This window comes from Dermatobacter hominis (assembly GCF_020715685.1).
GTDB classification, from domain to species: domain Bacteria; phylum Actinomycetota; class Acidimicrobiia; order Acidimicrobiales; family Microtrichaceae; genus Dermatobacter; species Dermatobacter hominis.
In genome coordinates, this window is record NZ_CP085840.1 from 2,038,155 (window position 1) to 2,059,604 (window position 21,450).

The following is a 21,450-nucleotide window of genomic DNA, read 5'->3' on the forward strand; positions in this document are numbered from 1 at the left end:
CCGGCGCCCCGACGGCGCCGGTCAGCCGAGCTCGAGCGCCGCCCGCCGGCCCTCGAGCACCGCCTCGTGGACGGTGCGGGGGGCGACGCTGTCGCCGACCTGGACGGCTCGACCGGCCGCGGCCCGACGGATCTCGTGCCACAGCGCGTCGTCGGGGAGGCGGTGCCCGGCGTCGACCACCGAGCCGACGACCAGGTCGGTGGTCGCGGCGTCGAACCGGTGCTCCAGCACCGCGCCCTTGGCGCCCACGCTGCGGAGGACCGAGCGCCGGTGCGCCACGACCCCCGCCTGGGCGAGGCGGGCGTTCGCCGGGGCGAGGTCGCCGGCCCGGGCGAGCTCGTTGCCCAGGATCTGGTCCGGCGTGGCCAGGTGCACCTCGCGGCCCGCGGCGGCGAGCAGCTCGGCCACGCCCACGCCGACCGGCCCGCCGATCGGGTCCCAGACCAGCACGGCGCCCTCGGGCACGGCCGACGGGTCCTCCAGCACCTCGCTCGGCGTGAGGACCGCGACGGCCGGGCCGTCGGGACCGTCGAGCACCTCGAACGTCGGCTCGCCGGGACGCCCGCCGGTGGCGACGACGACGTGGGCGGCGGCCTCGGCGGTGGCGGCGTCGACGGTCGAGCCGGTCCGGACGTCGACGCCGAGACGGGCGCACTCGGCCTCGAGCCAGTCCGCGAACAGCGCGAACCGGTCACGGCCGGGCAGCAGGGCCGTGGTGCGGGCCGCGCCGCCGGTCCGCTCGCCGCGCTCCACCACCTGCACCCGGTGACCGGCGAGCGCTGCGACCCGCGCCGCCTCCAGCCCCGCGACCCCGCCGCCGGCGACCAGCACCGTGCCGGCGGCCGGCGGGTCGAGCGGCGCGACGACGTCGGGCACCGGGGCGTCCTCGGTCTCGTGTCCGGTGGCGGGGTCGACGATGCACGTCACGATCGGGTTGCGGTTGTCCCGCACCATGCACGTCTGGTTGCACAGCACGCATGGCCGGATCCGCTCCGGCTCGCCGTCCCGCAGACGCCGCACCAGGTCGGCGTCGGCGAGCTGGGCCCGGGTCATCTCGACCGCGTCGGCCACGCCGTCGGCCAGCGCCCACCCGGCCTGGCCCACGTCGACGATCGACCCCTGCGCCACGACCGCGACCCGGTCGCCCGCCACCGCCCGCACCGCGGCCCGCACGGCGCGGGTCAGGTCGAGGTTGAAGCCCTGGGGGATGTGGCCGTCGGGCCTCGTGGCGCCCGCGGAGAAGATGGAGCCCTTCACGACGGTGAGGAGGTCGATGCGGCCGTCCCCGTCGTCGGCGGCGAACCCGGCCGCGAGCTCCTCGGCGGCCTCGGGCGTGATCCCGGCCCAGGGCGCGAGCTCGTCGCACGAGAGCCGGAGCGCCACGACGGCGTCGGGACCGACGGCCCCGCGCACCGCGGCGAGCACCTGGCGGGCGAACAGCGCCCGGTCGGCCCCCCACTCGTCGTCCCGCTGGTTGGTGAGCCCCGACAGGAACTGCCGCACGAGCGAGAACTGCCCGGCGTTCACCTCGACGCCGTCGCAGCCCGACTCGACGGCGAGGCGCGCCGCCGCGGCGAAGCCGTCGACGACCTCGGCCACGTCGGCCGCCTCCATCCACTTGGGCACCTCGCGCGTGTTGACCTCGGGGACCCGACTCGGCGCCCAGAGCTCGCGCTGGGACCAGTGCGAGGTGCCCTGGCCGCCGCTGTGGCCGAGCGCGGCGAGCACGAGCGTCCCGTGCGGGCGGCAGGCGTCGACGACCTCGGCCCACCCCGGTCCGCACTCCGACGCCAGCGGCGCCCGCTCGAGCGGCCAGTCCGACGCGTGGACCGACGCCTCCTCGACGACGATCGTCCCGGCGCCGCCCCGGGCGCGCCGCTCGTAGTACGCGACGTGGCGCTCCGAGATGGCCCGACCCCGACCGAGGTTGGTCTCGTGCGGGCCGAACACCACCCGGTTGGGCGCGGTGCGGCCGCCGATCGTCAGCGGGTCGAGCAGGCCGGCCGGCGGGCCATCGGGTGGGGACGACATCGCTCGACATCGTGCCCCACGGGGCTGTGCCGGACCGAACCCACCTGCGGGGCCGGACCCGGGGCTCAGCGCTTGCGGGCCATGAGCAACCCGTCGCCGACGTTGAGGAGGACCGCCTCCACCCGGTCGTCGGCCGCGACGGCGTCGTTCACCGACATGATCGCCCGGGTGTTCTCGTCGTCGGACGGATCGAGGACCGCGCCCGAGTAGAGCGCGTTGTCGAACACGACCAGGCCGCCGGGGCGCAGCCGCTCGAGCACGAGCTCGTAGTAGGTCGCGTAGCCCGGCTTGTCGGCGTCGATGAAGGCGAGGTCGACCGGGCGGGGCGGCGTGAAGGCGGCCAGCGTCTCCGCAGCGGGGCCGATCACGACGTCGATGCGGTCCGCCATCCCGGCCCGCTCCCAGAAGGGCCGACCGACCGACACGTACTCGTCGGAGATGTCGAAGCACGTCAGGTGGCCGCCGTCGCCGAGCCCCTCGGCGATGCAGAGCGCGGACAGACCGGTGAACGTGCCGACCTCGATCGCCTCCTGCGCGCCGATCAGCCGGGCCAGGAAGGTGAGGAACGGACCCTGCTCGGGCGAGATCTGCATGATCGACCAGTCGCCCATCGCCTCCTCGGTCCGGGTGACGAGGTCGCGGTGCACGTCGGTGCGCGGCAACGAGTGCTCGAGCAGGTAGTCGATGAGCTCCGGGGTGACGGTGATGCCCTTGCCAGCCATGGACGGCACGCTACGCCCGACGGCCGCTGCGACCCGTTGCGGGCGGCTCAGCGACGCGAGCGGCGGGTGGGTCGCAGCGTGACGGGCGACGGCACCGGCACCCCGGGCCGGGAGTGGTCGGCCGACGGCGTCGGCACCGGCGTGCCGGCACCGATCGCCGCGAGCAGCGGCTCGGCGTGGCCGTGGACGCACTCCGGGTCGGGGTCGGTCAGCTCGAGGCCGACGAAGAACTTGGACGCCATGCACCCGCCCTGGCAGGCGTCGTAGCTGCCGCAGCTGGCGCACGCGCCCGGGCTCTCGGGCTCGCGCAGCGAGGTGAACAGGTCCGAGCGCCGCCAGACGTCGGTGAACCCGCCGGCATCGCGGACGTTGCCGGCCAGGAACTCGTCGTGGATGACGAACGGGCAGGCGTAGACGTCGCCGACCGGGTCGATCAGGCACACGACGCGACCAGCGCCGCAGAGGTTGAGGCCGGGCAACGGGTCGCCGAGCGCCGAGAGGTGGAAGAACGAGTCGCCGGTGAGCACGTCGTCGCGACCGAGCAGCCAGTGGTACAGGTCGCGCTGCTGCGCCTGCGTCGGGTGCAGCTCGTGCCAGCTGTCGGCGCCCCGGCCCGACGGCCGCAGGCGGGTCACGCGGAGCTGGGCGCCGTACGAGTCGGCGAGCGCCTTGAACTCGTCGAGCTGGTCGACGTTGTGCCGGGTCACGACGAGGCTGATCTTGAACGGCCCGAAGTCCGCGTCCGCCAGGTGGTCCATCGCCCGCCGGGCCGCGGCGTACGAGCCCTCGCCCCGGACCAGGTCGTTGACCGAGGCGTCCGCGCCGTCGATCGACAGCTGGACGTCGAGGTAGTCCATCGCCGCCAGCCGCCGTGCCGCCGCGGCGTCGATGAACGTGCCGTTCGTCGAGAACTTCACGCCGACCTGGTGGTCGACGGCGTACTGGACGATCGGGAAGAAGTCGGTGCGCAGCATCGGCTCGCCGCCGCCGATGTTCACGTAGAAGACCTTGAGCCGCTGCAGCTCGTCGACGACGGCGAAGCACTCCTCGGTGCTCAGCTCGCGCGGGTCCCGGCGGCCCGAGCTCGACAGGCAGTGGACGCAGCTCAGGTTGCAGGCGTAGGTGAGCTCCCACGTCAGGCAGATGGGCGCGTCCAGGCCCTCCTTGAACTCCTCGACCAGCGAGCGGGTCGGGGTGGGCGGCTGGACCGTGATCCTGGGGCCGCCCGACGGCGCGGTCAGCTCAGGCGGCATCGGGAGCTCCCACGGGTCGCACCATCCGGGACGTGACGAGCGTGTCGATCGCGCGCACGAAGCTGGCCCGACGAGCCGGATCGACGTCGGCGGCGACGAGCGCCTCCTCGACCGTCCGGGTCCCGTCGAGGGCCTCGACCACCCGCACCAGGTCGGGGTGCTTGAGGAAGGACAGCTTGCGGGTGTCGAAGCTGTAGGCGAGCGCGCCGAAGCGCTCGGGCCGGAGCGACACGCTGGGGTGCAGCTCGAGGACGTCGGCGAGCGCGACCGTCACTGAGGGATGTCCTCGGGTCGAGGGGGCCGGCTCAGTAGACGCCGCACATGCCGTCGATCGAGACCTCCTCGACCAGCAGCTCGTCGGCGACCAGCACGGCCTCGTCGGCCGGCGCCGCGTCGTCGACGACGGGCAGCTCGGTCTCGGCGGTGGGCTCGGTGGTGGTGGCGGTGTCCATGGGAGGGACGCTCCTCGCTCGGCGGTCGATGCGATGGTAGACGCCTCCGAACGGGTGTAGAACTCGCCGCACGGGACCGGCGCACGAGTCGCCGGGCCGGTTCGAACGACCAGGGGGACCAGCATGCCGACCACCACCCGCGCCGCCGTCCTGTGGGGCCACCACGAGGACTGGAAGATCGAGGAGATGACCCTCGACGATCCGGGCCCCGGCGAGGTGGTCGTGAAGACCGCGTACGCCGGCATGTGCCACTCCGACGAGCACGTCGTGCAGGGCGACATGCTCGTGCCCCACTTCCCGTTCGTCGGCGGCCACGAGGGCTCCGGCGTCGTCGAGGCGGTCGGCCCGGGCGTCAACACGGTCGCGCCCGGCGACCACGTCGCCATGTCGTTCGTGCCGAGCTGCGGCCGCTGCAAGTGGTGCTCGACCGGCCGGCAGTACATCTGCGACCTCGGCGCCAAGCTCTTCGACCTGCAGATGATCACCCGTGAGCCGGGCGACGTCTCCCACCGCATCGGCGACACCGAGGCCGCCCGCTTCGCGCAGGTCGGCACCTTCTCCGAGCACCTGCTCGTCAGCCAGGACTCGCTCGTCAAGGTCGAGTCCGACCTCCCGCTCGACGTCGCCGCCCTGGTCTCGTGCGGCGTGGCGACCGGCTGGGGCTCGGCGGTGCACCGCGCCGACGTCCAGCCCGGCGACAACGTCGCCGTCATCGGCGTCGGCGGCGTCGGCATCAACGCCGTGCAGGGCGCCCGGATGGCCGGCGCCAAGCGCGTGATCGCCATCGACCCGGTCGAGTTCAAGCGCGAGAAGGCGATGGAGATGGGCGCCACCCACACCTACTCGTCCATCGAGGAGGCGCTGCTCGCCGTGCCCGACCTCACCTGGGGCGACATGTGCGACTCGGTGATCCTCGTCCCGGGCGTGGTCACCGGCGACATGATCGACCCGGCGCTCAACCTGACCTCCAAGGGCGGGACGCTCGTGGTCACCGCCATCGGCAACATGCTGCAGACGGACACCGCGCTGAACCTGTTCATGCTCTCGATGATGAACAAGGAGGTGAAGGGCACCATCTTCGGCTCCGGCAACCCCCGGGCCGACATCCCGGCGCTGCTGTCGATGTACCGGGAGGGTGACCTGAAGCTCGACGAGCTGATCACCAACCGGTACCGCCTCGACGACGTCAACCAGGGCTACCAGGACATGCGGGACGGCAAGAACATCCGCGGGGTCATCGACTTCACGTGACCGACCTCGATCCCGAGCCCTCGACGGGGCCCGAACTGCTGCGCCGCCTCACGACCAGGGTCGTGGGGCGGCGTCGCGAGCTGGAGGCGGTCGTCGCCGCGCTGGCGGCCGACCGGCACCTCCTGCTCGAGGGCCCGCCGGGCACCGGCAAGTCCACGGTGCTGCGCGCCGTGGCCGAGGAGTCGGGCCGCGGCTTCGAGTTCGTCGAGGGCAACGCCGAGCTGACGCCCGCCCGCCTCGTCGGCACGTTCGACCCGGCGGCGGTGCTGAGCGAGGGCTACTCCCCCGACGTGTTCGTCGACGGCCCGCTGGTCTCGGCCCTGCGCGACGGCGCGCTGCTGTACGTCGAGGAGATCAACCGGATCCCCGAGGAGACCCTCAACGTGCTCATCACCGTGATGAGCGAGGGCGAGCTCCACGTCCCGCGGCTCGGCCACGTCGCCGCCGCGCCGGGGTTCCGGCTCGTGGCGGCGATGAACCCGTTCGACGCCGTGGGCACGGCCCGCATCGCCTCGGCCGTGTACGACCGCGTGTGCCGGCTGGCGATGGGCTACCAGGACGCCGGCGAAGAGGCGCTCATCGTGTCGGCCGCCGCGCCCGATGCCGCCGTGGCGTTCGGTGCCGGCGGCGTCCTGAGCGCCGTGTCGATGGTGCGCGACAGCCGGGAGCACCCGGACCTCCGGACGGGATCGTCGGTCCGGGGCGCCATCGACTTCGTGCTGGTGGCGACCGAGCTGGCCGCGCTGCGCGGGCGCGAGGTCGTCGACCCCGGGGTCACGCTCGACGCCGCGCTGCTCGCCCTGTCGGGCCGGGTCCGGCTGCGGGAGGGCGGGGCCAGGACGGCCGAGGACGTCGTGACCGAGCTCTGGACCCGCTGGTTCGCCCCGACCGAACCGGACCAGGGGTCGGGCGACGGCGATGCCTCCTCCGACGGCGGCGGGCGCGAGCCGGGAAAAGCCTGACCCCGCCCCCGGGTGGGGGACGCCAGGACGTCGACGACGTCAAGGAGGGCGAGGAGGCCCGCGAGGCGGTCGCGGACGCCGGCCGCCGCACGACGTCGCGCCGCGACCTCGCCCGCCACGACGGCTTCGAGCAGGTGTCGCCCGAGGTCGGCGTGCTCGACGAAGAGGCGTTCGCCGAGGCGATGGACGCCGATCCCGACGAGGCGCTGGCCATGCTCGCCGACCTCACCGGCGCCACCGACGAGGGGCTGCGCCGGCTCGCCCGCCAGCTGGCGGGGCGGGTCATGGTCGACCTCGGCCGCATCGGCCCCGAGCGCCGGCGCGGGATCGGCCGCCTGCGCCGGGCGCCGGCTCGCGAGGCCGAGGGCGACGTCGACCTCGACGCCTCGCTCGACGCGATCGCGGCGGTGCGGACCGGTCGGGGCGGCGCCGACGACCTCCAGGTCGAGGCCTGGCAGCGGCCGGCCACGGCGGTGTGCCTGCTCGTGGACCGGTCGGGGTCGATGGCGGGCGACCGGCTCGCCGCGGCCGCTGTCGCCGCCGCGTCCGTCCTCTTCCGGGCGCCGCACGACTGCTCGGTCGTCGCGTTCGCCGAGGACGCGATCGTGCTCAAGGCGCAGGACGAGGTCCGCTCGCCCGACGACGTCGTCGGCGACCTGCTGCGGCTCCGCGGCTTCGGCGTCACCGACGTGGGTCAGGCGCTCCGCGCCGCCGCCGGGCAGCTCGCCCGGTCGACCGCCGGCCGGCGCATCACGCTGCTCATGTCGGACTGCCGCGCCACCACCGGTGGGGACCCGCTCCCCCACGTCGCCGGCACGCACGAGCTCGCGGTGCTGGCGCCCCGGGGCGACACCGCGGATGCCGAGGCGCTCGCCGACGCGCTCGGCGCCCGCTGGACCGAGCTCGACGGGCCGACGTCGGTCCCCGACGCGATCTCCCGCGTGCTCCTCGGCTGACCCGCCCTCCCGATCCCGTTCTGGCGGCGGTTTCCGTCGTCAGACGACGGAAACCAGCGCCGAAGCGGAAGGAACGGGGCGGTCAGACGATCTCGGGGTAGCTGTCGGCGAGGTCGCGGAGGTCCTTCTTGGCGACCTTGCCGAGCTCGGCGGTCGGGAACTCGTCGACGAAGTAGACGGCGCGGGGCACCTTGAAGTCGGCGAGGTTGGCCTTGCAGTGCTCGATGACCAGCGTGGCCGTCGCGTCCTCGTCGAGGTTGGGGTCGCCCTTGATCGCGAACGCGACCGGCACCATGTCGAGGCGCTTGTGCGACTTGGCCACCACGGCGATGTCGGCCAGCGGCGCGCCGGCGGCGCGGATGGCGTCCTCGACCTCGCGGGCCGACACGTTCTCGCCCCCGACCTTGAGGGCGTCCTTGTCGCGGTCGCAGTACCGGATGTTGCCGTCCTCGAGCAGCATCACGATGTCGCCGGTCCGGGCCCAGCCGTCGGACGTGAAGAACTTCTCGTTCGCCTCGTCGTTGTGGAAGTACTCCTTGCAGACCGTGACGCCCCGGATGCCGCGGATCCACAGCTCGCCCATCTCGCCGACGGCGGCGAGCGCTCCGTCCTCCTTGACGATGAGCATCTCGTAGCCGGGCGACACCTTGCCCATGGCCAGCTCGGGGTAGTTCTCCCACGGGTTCGAGTGGATGCAGTGGGTGACGAGCTCGGTCATGCCGTACGCGGCGACGACCTTCATGCCCATCATCTGCTCGAGCACCGGCATGATCAGCCCGAACACGCCGACCTTGACGGTGTGGTCCTCGGGAATGCCCTGCTCGAACGCCGTCTGGATGACGAACGGCAGCAGCGAGATGTGCGTGACCGAGTACTTCTCGATGACCGGCCAGAACTTGCTCGCCGAGAACTTCGGCTGCAGCACGACCGTGCCGCCGACGCCGAGGATCGACCAGATCGCCCAGCTCTGCGTGTTGACGTGGAAGAACGGCAGCGACGCGAGGTAGACGTCATCGGCCTCGAGCTGGATGTTCGTCGGGTTGACCTTGGCCGCCCACAGCGCGTTGGCGTGGGTGTGCACGACCGCCTTGGGCTTCGACGTGGTGCCCGACGTGAAGAGGATGCCGGCCGGCAGCAGCGGGTCCGCGTCGCGGACCGGCGAGTCGGCGGCGTCGCCGTGCAGGTCGGCCCAGCCGTCGCGGCCGTGCGCCAACTCCTCGTCCTCGGCGGGCACGCCCGAGTTGTCGTCGGTGACGACGATCCAGCCGAGGTCCGGACCGGCCTCGGCCACCAGCGAGGCGTACTTCGGCTGGGTGATCGCGCCGACGCAGCTCGTGTGGGTGATGAAGTAGTTGACCTCGGCGGCGACGCTGCGGGTGTTCGTCGTCACGGCCACCGCGCCGACGCGGGCGCAGGCGTACCAGCCGATGACGCCCTCGGGGCAGTTCTCGGCGTGGATCAGCACCATGTCGCCGACGCCGACGCCCCGGGCGGCCAGCCCGGCCGCGACCTGCTTGGTCTCCTCGGCGAACTCGGCGTAGGTCCAGCTCCGCGAGGGGCCGTCCTTGGGCTCCCAGATCAGGAACACCTTGTCGGGCTGGTGCTCCGCCCAGTGGTCGACGAGCCAGGGGACGTCCTGGCCCTGGAACTGGAACGCCGCAGCCGCGACGGGATCGATGGTCGGTGCGTCGGCCATGTGGATGGGTCCCCCTGGTGGTCCCGAGCCGCGGTCGGGGCGCCCCCGGCCACGTCTCGCTGAGCGGTCGATCGGACCTGACGATATGTCAGATCCGGGGCAGCTGCCGCAGCGGGCGGCTCAGGCCGGCGGCCCGAACCGCTCGCCGAACCGGGCCGGGGTCCAGCCCGTCACGGTCCGGAAGTCGCGCACGAGGTGGGCCTCGTCCGCGTACCCGAGCTCGGCGGCGAGCGACGCCAGCGTCTCGCCCTCCTCGCGCTCGCGGAGCCGCAGCGACAGGTCCTGCAGGCGCCGTCGCTGGATCAGCCACTTCGGTGTGAGGCCGAGCCGCCGTCGCAGGAGTCGCTGCAGGCTCCGCTCCGAGCACGCCGCGGCCTCGGCCAGCTGCGACACCCGCACCAGCTGGTCGTCGCGCTCGACCCGCGCCACCAGCTCGTTCACCAGCCGGCCCTCGTCGTCGACCGGTAGGTGCTCGCGCAGGAAGGTCGACACCGCCCCGGTCGCCCGCGCGTGCACCTCCGGCTCGGCCCAGCCGGCGGGCCCGTCGGCGTCCATCGCCGACCGCACCGTCGCCGCCAGGGTCGCGCCGCGCTCGCCCAGCAGGTCGGCGAGCTCGACGTGGGCATCGGTCAGCTCGCTCATCGTCCGTCCGGCCACGAGCGAGCCCGCGGCCGGCTGCAGCAGCGACCCGACGGCCCAGCCGTCGCCCTGGAGCTCGGTCGACGACATCCCGGTCACGACCCCGTAGAAGCGCGCGTACTCCTGCGTGATCACGATCAGCGCGCACGGGTACTGCAGGACGCGCTGCTCGGAGCGCTGCCCGGCCGGCACCGACCAGACCGGCACCCAGTACCACTGCAGGAGATCCGCGAGGTCGTCCGGGGCCGCGTAGCGCGACATCGTGTGGCTGACGTCCGCCGGGTCGGCCAGGTGCGCCTTGCGCAGCCGCTCCGGCCGGAGCACCCGGTCGTCACCCATCGGCTTCACCACCGGGCGGTGCGAGCCGCGACGGCTCGCACGGGCATCTGTCGGGTTCCATCAAGGCCCATGCTGGCAAGGGCCGTACGGTCCTGCCATGACGAACGACGCCGCCATGACGAACGACGCTGCCATGACCACCGAGGCCGCCTCCCCCGAGATCGTGGCGGACCGGCACGCGGCCGCCGACGAGCAGCTCCGCGACGTGATGGCCGGCGCCGACGACCCGGCTGCCTGGGACCGGCCCTCGCCGTGCGAGGGGTGGACCGCCCGCGACGTGGTCGGCCACCTGATCGACACCGAGCGCAGCTTCCTGGCCGAGCGGGCCGGGTTGGAGCCCGACCATCGCGTCGACGAGGAGCTGCTGGCCGACCCTGCGGCGGCGTGGCGCCGCCACGTCGACTCGGTGCGGCGGGTCGTCGCCGACGCCGACCGGATGGCACAGCCCTTCGACGGCCACTTCGGCCCGACGACGGTCGGCGACACCTTCCTCCGGTTCTACGTCTTCGACATGGTCGTGCACCGCTGGGACCTCGCCACCGCGCTCGGCGTGACGGCGTCGCTTAGCGACGCCGAGCTCGACCTGATCGAGACCAGCGCCGCCGGGTGGGGCGACACGCTCTACATGGAGGGCGTGTGCCGGGCCGGGGTGGAGGCGGGCCCCGACGCCGACCGCGAGGCCCGGGTGCTCGCGATGCTCGGGCGCACCGCCGCCTGAGCCCGGGTCGTGGGGCTCAGGCCGGTGGCACGGCCGCGGCGATGTCGCCGAGCACCTCGGGGTTGGCCAGCGCGGTCGTGTTGCGCACGGGTCGGCCGTTGACGGTGTCGGCCACGGCGAGCTCGGCGAGCTTCCCCGAGCGCGTCCGCGGCAGGTCCTCGACCTGCACGATGACGGCCGGGACGTGCCGGGGCGTGCACCCGCGGCGGACCTGCGAGCGGATCTCGGCCTGCAGCTCGTCGGTGAGGTCGGTCCCCGCCGACAGCCGGACGAGCAGCACGATCCGCACGTCGTCGCCGGCCTGCTGGCCGAACACGAGCGCCTCCTCGATCCCGTCGACGCGCTCGACCTGGCGGTAGATCTCGGCGGTGCCGATGCGGACCCCGCCCGGGTTGAGCGTGGTGTCGGACCGCCCGTGGATGACCATGCCGCCGTGCGGCGTCCACGTGGCGAAGTCGCCGTGGGCCCACACCGCGCGACCGTCGGCCGAGCGGAACCGCTCGAAGTAGGCGGCCCGGTACCGGGGACCGACCTCGCCGAGCGGACCGTCGCCCCAGAACCCGAGCGGCATCGACGGGAAGGCGTTCGTGCACACGAGCTCGCCGCGCTCGCCGACGTCGGCGGGCGTGCCGTCGTCGGGCCCGCCGTCGGCGCGCCACACGTCGACCGCCATCCCGAGCGCCGGCCCCTGGAGCTCGCCGGCGTAGACCGGCCGCGTGGGGTCGCCGCCGACGAAGCAGCCGCAGAGGTCGGTCCCGCCCGAGATCGACGCGAGGTGCAGGCCGTCGGGACCCACGCCCGGCGCCACCGCCTCCATGACCCAGTCGAACCCCTCGGGCGACAGCGGCGACCCGGTCGACGCCAGCGTGCGCAGCTGCGAGAGGTCGGCGGCGTCGGCCGGCCGGTAGCCCGAGGACCGCACGGCGTCGAGGTACTTGGCCGACACGCCGAGCAGGTCGAGGCCCTCCTCCGCGGCCAGGTCCCAGAGGCGCGACGGGCCGGGGTGGGCCGGGTTCCCGTCGTAGAGGACGATCGAGGCGCCGGACGCCGGGATCGACGCCAGCCAGTTCCACATCATCCAGCCGGTCGTCGTGAACCAGCAGACCCGGTCGCCGGCCCGGACGTCGAGGTGCAGCTGCTGCTCCTTGACGTGGGTGGCGAGCACGCCGCCGGCGCGGTGCACGATGCACTTCGGCACGCCGGTCGTCCCGGAGCTGTAGAGCACGTACCACGGGTGGTCGAACGGGAGCGGCACGTAGTCGGGCGGCTCCCCGTCGTGCGGCGCCAGCCAGTCGGCCCACGTGACCGGGTCGCCCGGCAGCACCGAGAGGTCGGGCTCGTCCGCGAGGAAGGGCAGCACGACGACCCGTCGGACCGTGGGCAGCCCGTCGACGACCGCGGCGAGCTGGTCGCGCCGGTCGAACGCCCGCCCGCCGTAGGTGTAGCCGTCGGCCGCCACGAGCACGGTCGGCTCGATCTGCGCGAACCGGTCGAGCACGCCGTCGGCGCCGAAGTCCGGTGAGGTCGAGGAGAACACGGCCCCGACCGCCGCGGCCCCGAGCATCAGCAGGTACGTCTCGGCGGTGTTCGGCATCCAGGCCGCGACGCGGTCCCCGGGGCCCACGCCCGCGGCCCTGAGCGCGGCCGCCACCCGACCGACCTCGGCCGTGGCCATGGCCCGGGTCAGCTCGCGCCGTCGGCCCCGCTCGTCGAGCGAGACGAGCAGCGTGGACGACGGCTCGGCGCCGCCGAGGATCTGCTCGGCCACGTTGAGCCGGACCTCGGGGAACCAGCGGGTCGTCGCCGGGTGGTCCGAGGGGTCGAGGACGGGGCCGTGGAGGTCGACGCCCGGCAGCGCCTCGGCGACCAGCAGGTGCCAGAACGCCTCCGGGTGCTCGACCGACCAGCGGTGCAGTGCCGCGCTGTCGGGCAGCGGTCGCCCGGCGAGGTCCGCGGCGGTGGTCCGGAACGCGTGGAGGCGGGAGGCGCGCACCCGGGCCGGCGGCGGCACCCAGAGCGGCTCGGTCGCGAACTGCGGGGCGTCGGACATGGGGCCACGGCCTACCACAGCGCCGTCAGGCGACGACCCGGCCACCGCCCACGACGAACCGGTCGAGGCCGGGCATCGCCAGCACGCCGTCCGTCGTGACGACCAGGCCCGTCGCGCCCGCCCCCTCGAGGACCGCCGCGGCCTGCTCGGGGCCGTCTGGTCCGCCCGCCGCCAGGAACACGGCGGTGGCGAGCGCCTCGGCCACCCAGCCCTCGGCGGCCACGACCGTCGCCGTGAGCACGTCGGTGGCGGCGGGCCGCCCGGTGCTGGGGTCGATGAGGTGGTGGGCCTCGGACCCGTCCGGACGGCGCCACCGGCGGCGGCACCGGCTCGACGTGGCGACGGCGCCGTCGGCGATCGACAGGCGGCAGATCGGCGCGGCCAGGGGCGCGGTGGGGTCCTCGACGTCGACCAGCCAGTCCCCTTCCACGCGCCCGCCGAGCCGGAGGTCGCCGCCGACGTTCACGCACGCCCTCGGGGCGCCCGAGGCGAGGAGCTCCTCGACGACCACGTCGGCGGCGAACCCCTTCGCGATCCCGCCCGGATCGATGCCGTTGCCCCGCCGAACACGGAGTCGGCGACCCGGTCGATCGAGCTCCACCGCCGCGCCGGCGGCAGCGCACCCGGCAGCAGCGCACGCGGCCTCGGCGGGCGCGCCGAGCGGCGAGGGGCCGTCCGCCGGCCCGTCGGGGCCGAAGGTCCCGCGGTAGCCGGCGGCCACGACGTCGCCCAGGCGGGTCGGGTCGAACCGGCCGCCGGTGGCGCGCTGCGCCCGCAGCGACCGGTCCACGAGCTCCACGGTCTCGGGCGACACCGGCACCCACTCCCCCGGTGAGCGGTTCGCGACGCTCAGCTCGCTGTCGGGCAGGAACCGGCTCCACGTCAGCTCCAACCGGTCGAGCCGGGCGCGGGCCATGGCCAGGAGCGCCGCTGCGTCGGCGCCGGCGACGGCGACGTGGGCGTCCGAGCCCATCACCCGGAACCGCTCCTCGGCGACGGCTCCCACGATCAGCTGCCGTGCGTCGAGGTCGAGCCGCCGGCCGCCCCCGTCGAGCCACCGGACCACGAGCCGGCCGAGCCGCCGGCGGTCGCTCCCGACCCGCCCCACGTGTCGGTCGACGACGAACCGGACGACGAGCCGTCGTCCGTGGACGGTTGGGTGGTGGTCGTGTCGTCCTCGCCCGTGGTCGTCGCGCTGGTCGTCGTGGCGCCACGGGTCATCCCGGCGAACCACCCGACCATGCCCCCGAGCGCGCCCACTGCGAGGGCGGCGGCGGCGATTCGGCCGCGTGGCGCCGCGTGGCGGCGGCGTCGTCGCGCCACCGTCGGCGCCCGGCCCGACGGCTGGTGTCGCGGGGTCTGGCGGGACGGGCCCGGGACCGGGTGCGGAGGGGGCTGCTGCGGCTGCGACGGGAGCTGATCGGACATGGGTCCACCCTCCCCTCCGTCGGTTGGAGGCCGGTGAGGGCGACCCGTGCGCCACCTGGGAGCCTGGGCGTCGCCTCAGGTCCGGTCGACGACGCCGCCGGCCGGGTGGCGCAGCGTGTCGAGGGCCCGCTCGAGCGCAGGCAGGTCCGCCGGGTCGATCCTCGACCCGAGGTGCTCGTCGAGCGCCACCAGGTGGTGCTCCATCGCCCGTGCGAGGACCTCGCGCCCGGCGTCGGTGAGGACGAGGTGCACGCGCCGGCGGTCCGTGGGGCAGGCGCGACGCTCGACCAGCCCGTCCTCGGCCAGCCGGTCGGCGAGCCTCGTGACGCCGCCCGTGCTGAGCGCGACCTCGCCGGCGAGCTCGCTCATCGTGAGACGGCCCTCGGGAGAGCGCGAGATCCGCAGGAGGACCTCGAAGGTCTGCAGGGTGATGCCGTCGGTCCGCTGGAGCTCGGCGTCGAGCGCCCGGGTCACCTGCTGGTGGGCCTCGAGCAGCAGCCCGAACGTCCGGATGCGCGGGTCGTCGCTGCCGCACACCGGCGAAGGCGCAGTGATCAGGGGCTCGGACGACATGAGCGCAGTGTACCCGCGTTGTCATTGCGAACGCAGTAGTTGACAACGCAACAATCACCGAGTAAGTTGTTGACACGACATCGAACCCCCGCACACACGAAGAAGGAACCCCCATGAGCGATCTCCCCGCACCCGGCACCTACGACATCGACGCCAGCCACACCCACGTCGGCTTCGCCGTGAAGCACTTCGGCCTCTCGAAGGTCCGTGGTGAGTTCCAGAAGGTCGACGGCAAGGTCACGATCGGCGAGCAGGCCACCGACAGCAAGGTCGACGTCACCATCGCCGCCGACTCGTTCAACAGCCGTGACGAGGGCCGTGACGCCCACATCCGCAGCGCGGACTTCCTGGACGTCGACCAGTTCCCCACCCTGTCCTTCGTCTCGACCGGCATCCGCCAGGACGGCGAGGACTGGGTCGTCACCGGCGACCTCACCATCCACGGCGTGACCCGCCCGGTCGAGCTGGAGACCGAGTTCGAGGGCGCCCTCGACGACCCGTTCGGCATGGAGCGGATCGCCTTCTCGGCCCAGACCGAGATCGACCGCACCGACTTCGGCCTCACGTGGAACCAGGCCCTCGAGACCGGCAACCTCGTCGTCGGCAAGAAGGTCCGGGTCAACCTCGAGGTCGAGGCCGTCCGCCCCAAGGCCTGAGCGGCCAGGAGCGGAAGAAAGGCCTGAGCGGCCAGGAGCGGAAGAAAGGCCTGAGCCGACGAACAGCTCAGCGGCTGGTCCGCTGCAGCTCCCCCCGACGGATCGGACCGGCCCACACGGGCCGGTCCGATTCGCGCACGGGGGCGTTCGAGCGGAGCGCCACCACCCCGAGCACGGCGATGCAGGCCAGCGCGGCGAACAGCGACGCGCGCTGGAACAGACCGGAGCGTGCGAGCTCCCAGTTGCCGCGCCGGTACACGCCGAGCACCGCACCCAGCGCGGCCGTGGCCGAGACCCAGCACCAGACCGCCCGCGCCGCGACGCGCCCGGCGGTCGGTCCGACCATCCCGATGCCCGACCAGCACGCCGCGATCGCGCCGAGCACGATCGCCGAGCCGGCGAGCGCGTGGATCGCGCCGACGACGCTCAGCGGGACCCGTCCGGACCCGACCGGGTAGCTCACGGCCGGATCGATCGGGAAGGCGCACGCCACCAGGAGGCCGATCCCCATCACCGCGACGTACCGGCCGGTCCGGACCTGGGCCGCGACGGGACCGGTGCTCGGCCGGGCGAGCCGGACCAGACCGACGCCTGCGCCGAGGAGCCCGAGGCCGGCGACCGCGAGCGAGACCCGGCCGAGCAGGGCCCGCTCGCCGAGCGACAGCAGGCTGATCCAGTGCCGGGTCGGGTCGTAGCCGGCGCCCCGCGTGGCGCCGTCCCACAGGACGACCGCGGGGAACGCCACCGCCGCCGCCACACCGACCGCCACGGCGGCGCGCTCGGGCGCGCCCGGACGCGGGCGACCACCATCCATCTCTCCCTCTCCCTCTCGCCCCTGAACCCTCTTCGAGAAGAAGAGCAGTCCTGGTCGCCCACGACAATGGGGACGGGTCCCCACCACCGATCCCCGTCCGGCGAGCGCGAGGCACGCCGGGCTGCGAGGATGGGCGGCGTCGGTCGTCGCTGACCTGGGCGCGGCCGACCCGGAGGAGGAGGGACCAGGTGGAACGACTCTCGGGGATGGACGCCACGTTCCTGTACCTGGAGACGCCGGCCGGCCACATGCACGTGGCGATGACGGCCATCTACGACGCGAGCACGATGGACGGCGGCTACCGGTTCGACCGGATCCGCTCCACGATCGCCGAGCGGCTCCCCCTCGTGCCGCCGTTCCGCCGGCGGCTCGTGGAGGTGCCCTTCCAGTTCCACCACCCGGTCTGGATCGAGGACCCCGACTTCGACCTGGACAACCACGTCCACCGCATCAAGTGCCCTGGGCCGGGCGGGCGGCGCGAGCTCGCCCAGCTCGCCGGGCAGATCGCGTCCGTCCCGCTCGACCGCAGCCGCCCCCTGTGGGACGCCTGGGTGATCGAGGGCCTGAAGCACGACCGCTTCGGCTTCGTGGTCAAGGTCCACCACTCCGCCGTCGACGGCGCCGCCGGGGCGGAGATCATGACGGAGCTCTTCGACCTGAGCTCCGAGGGCCGGGAGGTCGAGGCCGAGCCGGTCCCGCCGGAGCACGTGCCGACCGACCTCGAGCTGCTGTCGCACGCGGCGATGTCGAAGCTGCGGCTGTACGGCGACGCGTTCGGCCTGGTGGGGCGGACGGTCCGATCCGTCAACAACCTGGTCGGCGGCATCCGCAACCCGCAGCGCAAGCACGGCGCGGTGCCCCTCACCGCCCCGCGCACGCCGTTCAACGCCTCGATCACCCCCGACCGCTCCGTGGCCTTCGCCCGCGTCCCGCTCGACGAGCTGAAGGCCGTGAAGGACGCGCTGTCGGTCAAGCTGAACGACGTCGTGCTGGCGATCTGCGCGGGGACGCTGCGCACGTACCTCGAGGGCCTGGACGCGCTGCCCGAGGAGCCGCTCATCGCCGTGTGCCCGGTCTCCGTGCGGACCGACGACCAGCGCCACGTGCAGGGCAACAAGGTCTCCGCCATGTTCACGTCGCTCGCGACCGACGTCGACGACCCGCTCGAGCGGATCCAGACGATCGCGACGTCGACCGTCGGCGCCAAGGAGGACCACAACGCGATCGGGGCGCTCACGCTGACCGACTGGGCCGAGTGGGCCGCGCCCCGGACCTTCGGTCTGGCGGCCCGGCTGTACAGCTCGATGAACCTGGCCAACTCGCACCGGCCGATCCACAACCTGGTGATCTCGAACGTGCCGGGCCCGCCGTTCCCCCTCTACATGTCGGGCGCCGAGATGGTCGCCGCCTACCCGATGGGCCCGATCATGGACGGCGCCGGGCTCAACATCACCGTGATGTCGTACCGGGAGAGCGTCGACATCGGCTTCATGGCCTGCACCGACCTCGTGCCCGACATCTGGGACCTCGCCGACGCGGTCGACACCGCGTTCGAGGAGATCAAGCACGCAGCCGGCACGATCGATCCGACGATCGCGAAGGCCCCCGCGCCCGTGACCTCGACCCGGCGCCACGCCTCGGTCGCGGCCGGCCGCAAGGGCGCCGGGAAGGCCGGCTCGACCGCGTAGGTGCAACCTGTTCTAGTTTTCCGCCGTGGCCTACAACATCGCTGACCTCTTCGAGCACACCGCCGACGCCGTCCCCGACCGCACCGCGCTGATCGCGGACGGGACCACGCTGACCTTCGCCGAGCTGGACGCCCGGGCCAACCGGTTCGGCCACTACCTGGCGTCGCAGGGCATCGGCCCCGGCGACCACGTCGGCATCTACGCCATCAACTCCGAGCCGTGGGTGACGGCGATGCTCGGGTGCCTGAAGGTCCGGGCGGTCCCGATCAACGTCAACTACCGCTACGTCGAGGCGGAGCTCGCCTACCTGATCGGCAACGCCGAGCTCGTCGCCTGCGTGTTCGACCAGGAGTACGCGCCTCGCCTGGCCGCCGTCCGGGACGAGTCGCCGAAGCTGCGCACGCTCGTCCACATCGAGGACGGCTCCGGCGCCGACACGAGCGACCTCGGGTCGATCTCGTTCGACGAGGCCTGCGCCCAGGGCTCACCCGAGCGGGACTTCGGCGAGCGGTCGAACGACGACATCTACATCATCTACACGGGCGGCACGACCGGCATGCCCAAGGGCGTGATGTGGCGCCACGAGGACATCTACTTCGCCCTCGGCCAGGGCATCGACGCGCTGACCAACGAGCGCGTGGCGAGCGAGCACACCAAGGCCGAGCTCGCCGCCGCCACCGAGACGCCGCTCATCTTCGGCGTCATCCCGCCGCTCATGCACGGCGCCGCCCAGATCGCCACGCTCAGCCAGTGGTTCATCGGCTCGACGATCGTGCTGGTCGGCAAGTTCGGGGCCGACACCGTCTGGGACCTGGTCGACGAGCACGGCATCAACTCGGTGATCATCACCGGCGACGCCGTCGCCCGGCCGCTCATCGAGGCGCTCGAGGACGAGCCCGAGCGCTGGGCCGCCTCGAGCCTCGTGTCGGTGTCGTCGAGCGCCGCGCTCTTCTCGCAGTCGGTCAAGGACCGGTTCCTCGACCGCTTCCCGAACCTGATCATCACCGACTCGATCGGCTCGACCGAGGGCGGGTTCAACGGCGTCACCTACGCGGCCAAGGGCGCCCGGGTCGACGGCGGCGGTCCCACGGTCAACGCGGGGCGCGACGTCGCGGTGCTCGACGAGGACCTGCAGGTCATCCCGCAGGGCGACACCCGCGTCGGCCGGCTCGGCCGCACCGGCAACATCCCCCTCGGCTACTTCAACGACCCCGCGAAGACCGCCGAGGTGTTCGTGACGGCGAGCGACGGCAACCGCTACTCGATGGGCGGCGACTTCGCCCGCTGGACCGAGGACGGCCGGCTCGTGATGCTCGGCCGGGGCTCGGTGTCCATCAACTCCGGCGGCGAGAAGATCTACCCCGAGGAGGTCGAGGCCGCGCTGAAGTCGCACCCCGCCGTCTACGACTGCCTCGTCGTCGGCGTGCCCGACGAGCGGTGGGGCCAGCGCGTCGCCGCCATCGTCCACGTCCGCGACGGCCACGAGGTCCAGCTGCAGGAGCTGTCGGAGCACGCCCGCACGCTCGTGGCCGGCTACAAGGTCCCGCGCGAGCTGCACGTGGTCGAGGAGATCGTGCGATCGCCGTCCGGCAAGCCCGACTACCCGTGGGCCAAGAAGACCGCGGAGTCGGGCGAGGCGCTCGTCGACTGACGACCGTGGCCGGCGCGTCGACGACCCCCGCGGAGGGGATGCCGCGCCACGTCGTGGTCGTGCTCCTCGACAGCCTGAACCGCCACCTGCTCGGCGCCTACGGCTCCGAGGAGTTCGACACGCCCAACCTCGACCGCGTCGCGGCCCGGGCGCTGCGCTTCGACAACCACCAGACGGGCTCGCTCCCCTGCATGCCCGCCCGCCACGACATCCTCTGCGGCGCGCTCGACTTCCTCTGGCGGCCGTGGGGCTCGGTCGAGCTCTGGGAGGACGCGGTCACCTACGACCTGCGACGGGGCGGCGTCACCACGATGCTCGTCTCGGACCACCCGCACCTGTTCGAGACGGGCGGCGAGAACTACCACACCGACTTCGGCGGCTGGTCCTACGTGCGCGGCCACGAGGGCGACCCGTGGCGCACGGCCCCGGACCCGTCGTGGGTCGGCGCCCCGGCGCTGCCGGCGCGCGAGGGCTGGATCCACCACGCCTACGACGAGAACCGGACGTGGTTCCGCTCCGAGGACGACTTCCCCGGCGCGCGGACGATGGCCGAGGCGACCCGCTGGCTCGCCGAGGAGTCCGGCGCAGCCGAGCGGTTCCTCCTCTTCGTCGACGAGTTCGACCCGCACGAGCCGTTCGACGTCCCCGAGCCGTGGATGTCGCGCTACGACCCGGACTGGGAGGGCCCGAAGGTGATCTGGCCGCCGTACGCGGTGCGGGCGGTCGCCGACGGCTGGATCGACGAGCGCACCGCCCGCCAGATCCGCGCCAACTACGGCGCCAAGCTCAGCTTCATCGACCACCAGCTCGGCCGCCTGCTCGACGAGCTCGACCGCCAGGACCGCTGGGACGACACGGCCATCATCGTCTGCACGGACCACGGGCACTACCTGGGCGAGCACGACCTCTTCGGGAAGCCCAACGCCCCGGTGCGCTCGACGCTCGGCCACATCCCGCTGATGGTCGCCTGGCCCGGACGGCCGGCGGGGACCGTCGACGCCCTGACCACGACCGTCGACCTGCACGCGACGCTCTGCGACGTCTTCGGCGTGGCGCCACGGCACCGGACCCACGGCCGTTCGCTCGTCCCGCTGCTGCTGGGAGCGGCCGACGCCGCCGCCGTCGACGCCGTCCGGGACTGGGCCGTCACCGGCGTGTGGGGCCGGGGCGTCACGGTGACCGACGGGCGGCTGCGCTACCTGCGCGCCCCCGAACCCGGCAACCGGCCGCTGTCGATGTGGTCCAACCGGTGGTCGACGATGCCGGTCCACGCCTTCCCCGAGCTGCGCCTGCCCCGACCCGACCGCAGGGCGACGCTCGAGTTCATGCCCGGCTCCGACGTCCCTGTCATCCACCAGCCGTTCGGCCCCGGCGACCCCGTCCCGTTCTGGGCCGACCCCGAGCACCACTCCGAGCGCACACTGCTGTACGACGTCGCGGAGGACCCCGGCGAGACCCGCGACCTGGCCGGCGGCCCCGCCGAGGACGGGGTGGCCGAGCTGCTGCGCCACGCCCTCGTCGAGCTCGAGGCGCCCGCGGTGCAGCTCGAGCGGCTCGGCCTGTCCTGATCC

The 21,450-nt window shown here is 73.6% G+C and carries 20 protein-coding genes; 8 read left to right on the plus strand and 12 right to left on the minus strand.

Annotated features, from left to right (window positions below; translation table 11 throughout):
• Window positions 1-21: 21 nt before the first annotated feature.
• The 5 genes from LH044_RS09580 to mftA form a co-directional block, all read right to left on the minus strand.
• A complete protein-coding gene (locus LH044_RS09580; protein WP_227759805.1) occupies window positions 22-2,031 on the minus strand; it encodes a mycofactocin system FadH/OYE family oxidoreductase 1 in 2,010 nt (669 codons plus the stop codon).
• 65 nt (window positions 2,032-2,096) lie between these two features.
• Window positions 2,097-2,753 (minus strand): O-methyltransferase, encoded by a 657-nt coding sequence (locus tag LH044_RS09585; protein ID WP_227759806.1) that lies wholly within the window; start codon window positions 2,751-2,753, stop codon window positions 2,097-2,099.
• A gap of 47 nt (window positions 2,754-2,800) precedes the next feature.
• Window positions 2,801-4,006, minus strand: a complete 1,206-nt coding sequence (mftC, locus tag LH044_RS09590) for a mycofactocin radical SAM maturase (protein WP_227759807.1) — start codon at window positions 4,004-4,006, stop codon at window positions 2,801-2,803.
• On the minus strand, window positions 3,996-4,280 hold the full coding sequence (gene mftB, locus LH044_RS09595; RefSeq protein ID WP_227759808.1) for a mycofactocin biosynthesis chaperone MftB: 285 nt from the start codon (window positions 4,278-4,280) through the stop codon (window positions 3,996-3,998). The genes mftC and mftB overlap by 11 nt, the downstream gene beginning before the upstream one ends.
• 31 nt (window positions 4,281-4,311) lie before the next feature.
• Entirely contained in the window at window positions 4,312-4,458 is a 147-nt protein-coding gene (mftA, locus tag LH044_RS09600) for a mycofactocin precursor MftA (RefSeq protein ID WP_227759809.1), read from the minus strand.
• Between the two features lie 123 nt (window positions 4,459-4,581).
• Here mftA and LH044_RS09605 point away from each other — a divergent pair, with 123 nt between their 5' ends.
• From LH044_RS09605 to LH044_RS09615, 3 genes are all read left to right on the plus strand, one after another.
• Window positions 4,582-5,709 (plus strand): NDMA-dependent alcohol dehydrogenase, encoded by a 1,128-nt coding sequence (locus LH044_RS09605; RefSeq protein WP_227759810.1) that lies wholly within the window; start codon window positions 4,582-4,584, stop codon window positions 5,707-5,709.
• Entirely contained in the window at window positions 5,706-6,671 is a 966-nt protein-coding gene (locus LH044_RS09610; RefSeq protein ID WP_227759811.1) for an AAA family ATPase, read from the plus strand. Before LH044_RS09605 ends, LH044_RS09610 begins: the two co-directional genes overlap by 4 nt.
• Window positions 6,672-6,805: 134 nt before the next feature.
• Window positions 6,806-7,627 carry a vWA domain-containing protein gene (locus LH044_RS09615; protein WP_227759812.1) on the plus strand — a complete coding sequence of 274 codons (822 nt, stop codon included), beginning with the start codon at window positions 6,806-6,808 and terminating at the stop codon, window positions 7,625-7,627.
• Between the two features lie 82 nt (window positions 7,628-7,709).
• Here the strand turns inward: LH044_RS09615 and LH044_RS09620 are convergent, their stop codons facing one another.
• Window positions 7,710-9,323 carry a class I adenylate-forming enzyme family protein gene (locus LH044_RS09620; RefSeq protein WP_227759813.1) on the minus strand — a complete coding sequence of 538 codons (1,614 nt, stop codon included), beginning with the start codon at window positions 9,321-9,323 and terminating at the stop codon, window positions 7,710-7,712.
• 120 nt (window positions 9,324-9,443) lie between these two features.
• Window positions 9,444-10,301 carry a helix-turn-helix domain-containing protein gene (locus LH044_RS09625; RefSeq protein WP_227759814.1) on the minus strand — a complete coding sequence of 286 codons (858 nt, stop codon included), beginning with the start codon at window positions 10,299-10,301 and terminating at the stop codon, window positions 9,444-9,446.
• A 97-nt stretch (window positions 10,302-10,398) separates the two neighbouring features.
• On the opposite strand from LH044_RS09625, the gene LH044_RS09630 reads away from it, so the two are divergent.
• Window positions 10,399-11,019 (plus strand): maleylpyruvate isomerase family mycothiol-dependent enzyme, encoded by a 621-nt coding sequence (locus LH044_RS09630; RefSeq protein ID WP_227759815.1) that lies wholly within the window; start codon window positions 10,399-10,401, stop codon window positions 11,017-11,019.
• 16 nt (window positions 11,020-11,035) lie between these two features.
• Here the strand turns inward: LH044_RS09630 and LH044_RS09635 are convergent, their stop codons facing one another.
• From LH044_RS09635 to LH044_RS09650, 4 genes are all read right to left on the minus strand, one after another.
• The gene (locus tag LH044_RS09635; protein ID WP_227759816.1) at window positions 11,036-13,069 is read right to left on the minus strand and encodes an acetoacetate--CoA ligase; all 2,034 of its coding nucleotides are present in this window, start codon (window positions 13,067-13,069) and stop codon (window positions 11,036-11,038) included.
• A gap of 25 nt (window positions 13,070-13,094) precedes the next feature.
• Window positions 13,095-14,075 carry an FAD:protein FMN transferase gene (locus LH044_RS09640; protein ID WP_227759817.1) on the minus strand — a complete coding sequence of 327 codons (981 nt, stop codon included), beginning with the start codon at window positions 14,073-14,075 and terminating at the stop codon, window positions 13,095-13,097.
• 2 nt (window positions 14,076-14,077) lie between these two features.
• Entirely contained in the window at window positions 14,078-14,497 is a 420-nt protein-coding gene (locus LH044_RS09645; protein WP_227759818.1) for a hypothetical protein, read from the minus strand.
• A gap of 75 nt (window positions 14,498-14,572) precedes the next feature.
• On the minus strand, window positions 14,573-15,070 hold the full coding sequence (locus tag LH044_RS09650; RefSeq protein WP_227759819.1) for a MarR family winged helix-turn-helix transcriptional regulator: 498 nt from the start codon (window positions 15,068-15,070) through the stop codon (window positions 14,573-14,575).
• A 113-nt stretch (window positions 15,071-15,183) separates the two neighbouring features.
• Between LH044_RS09650 and LH044_RS09655 the strand changes: the two genes are divergently transcribed.
• Window positions 15,184-15,726, plus strand: a complete 543-nt coding sequence (locus LH044_RS09655) for a YceI family protein (protein WP_227759820.1) — start codon at window positions 15,184-15,186, stop codon at window positions 15,724-15,726.
• Between the two features lie 67 nt (window positions 15,727-15,793).
• Here the strand turns inward: LH044_RS09655 and LH044_RS09660 are convergent, their stop codons facing one another.
• Window positions 15,794-16,495, minus strand: coding sequence for a DUF998 domain-containing protein (locus tag LH044_RS09660; RefSeq protein ID WP_227759821.1), 702 nt, complete (start codon window positions 16,493-16,495; stop codon window positions 15,794-15,796).
• Between the two features lie 233 nt (window positions 16,496-16,728).
• Between LH044_RS09660 and LH044_RS09665 the strand changes: the two genes are divergently transcribed.
• The 3 genes from LH044_RS09665 to LH044_RS09675 are packed head-to-tail and all read left to right on the plus strand — an operon-like array spanning window position 16,729 to window position 21,447.
• Complete coding sequence (locus LH044_RS09665; RefSeq protein ID WP_227759822.1) at window positions 16,729-18,228, plus strand: WS/DGAT/MGAT family O-acyltransferase; 1,500 nt, start codon at window positions 16,729-16,731, stop codon at window positions 18,226-18,228.
• A 25-nt stretch (window positions 18,229-18,253) separates the two neighbouring features.
• Window positions 18,254-19,879 carry an acyl-CoA synthetase gene (locus LH044_RS09670; RefSeq protein WP_227759823.1) on the plus strand — a complete coding sequence of 542 codons (1,626 nt, stop codon included), beginning with the start codon at window positions 18,254-18,256 and terminating at the stop codon, window positions 19,877-19,879.
• Between the two features lie 5 nt (window positions 19,880-19,884).
• Window positions 19,885-21,447 (plus strand): sulfatase, encoded by a 1,563-nt coding sequence (locus LH044_RS09675; RefSeq protein WP_227759824.1) that lies wholly within the window; start codon window positions 19,885-19,887, stop codon window positions 21,445-21,447.
• The last annotated feature ends 3 nt before the right edge of the window (window positions 21,448-21,450 follow it).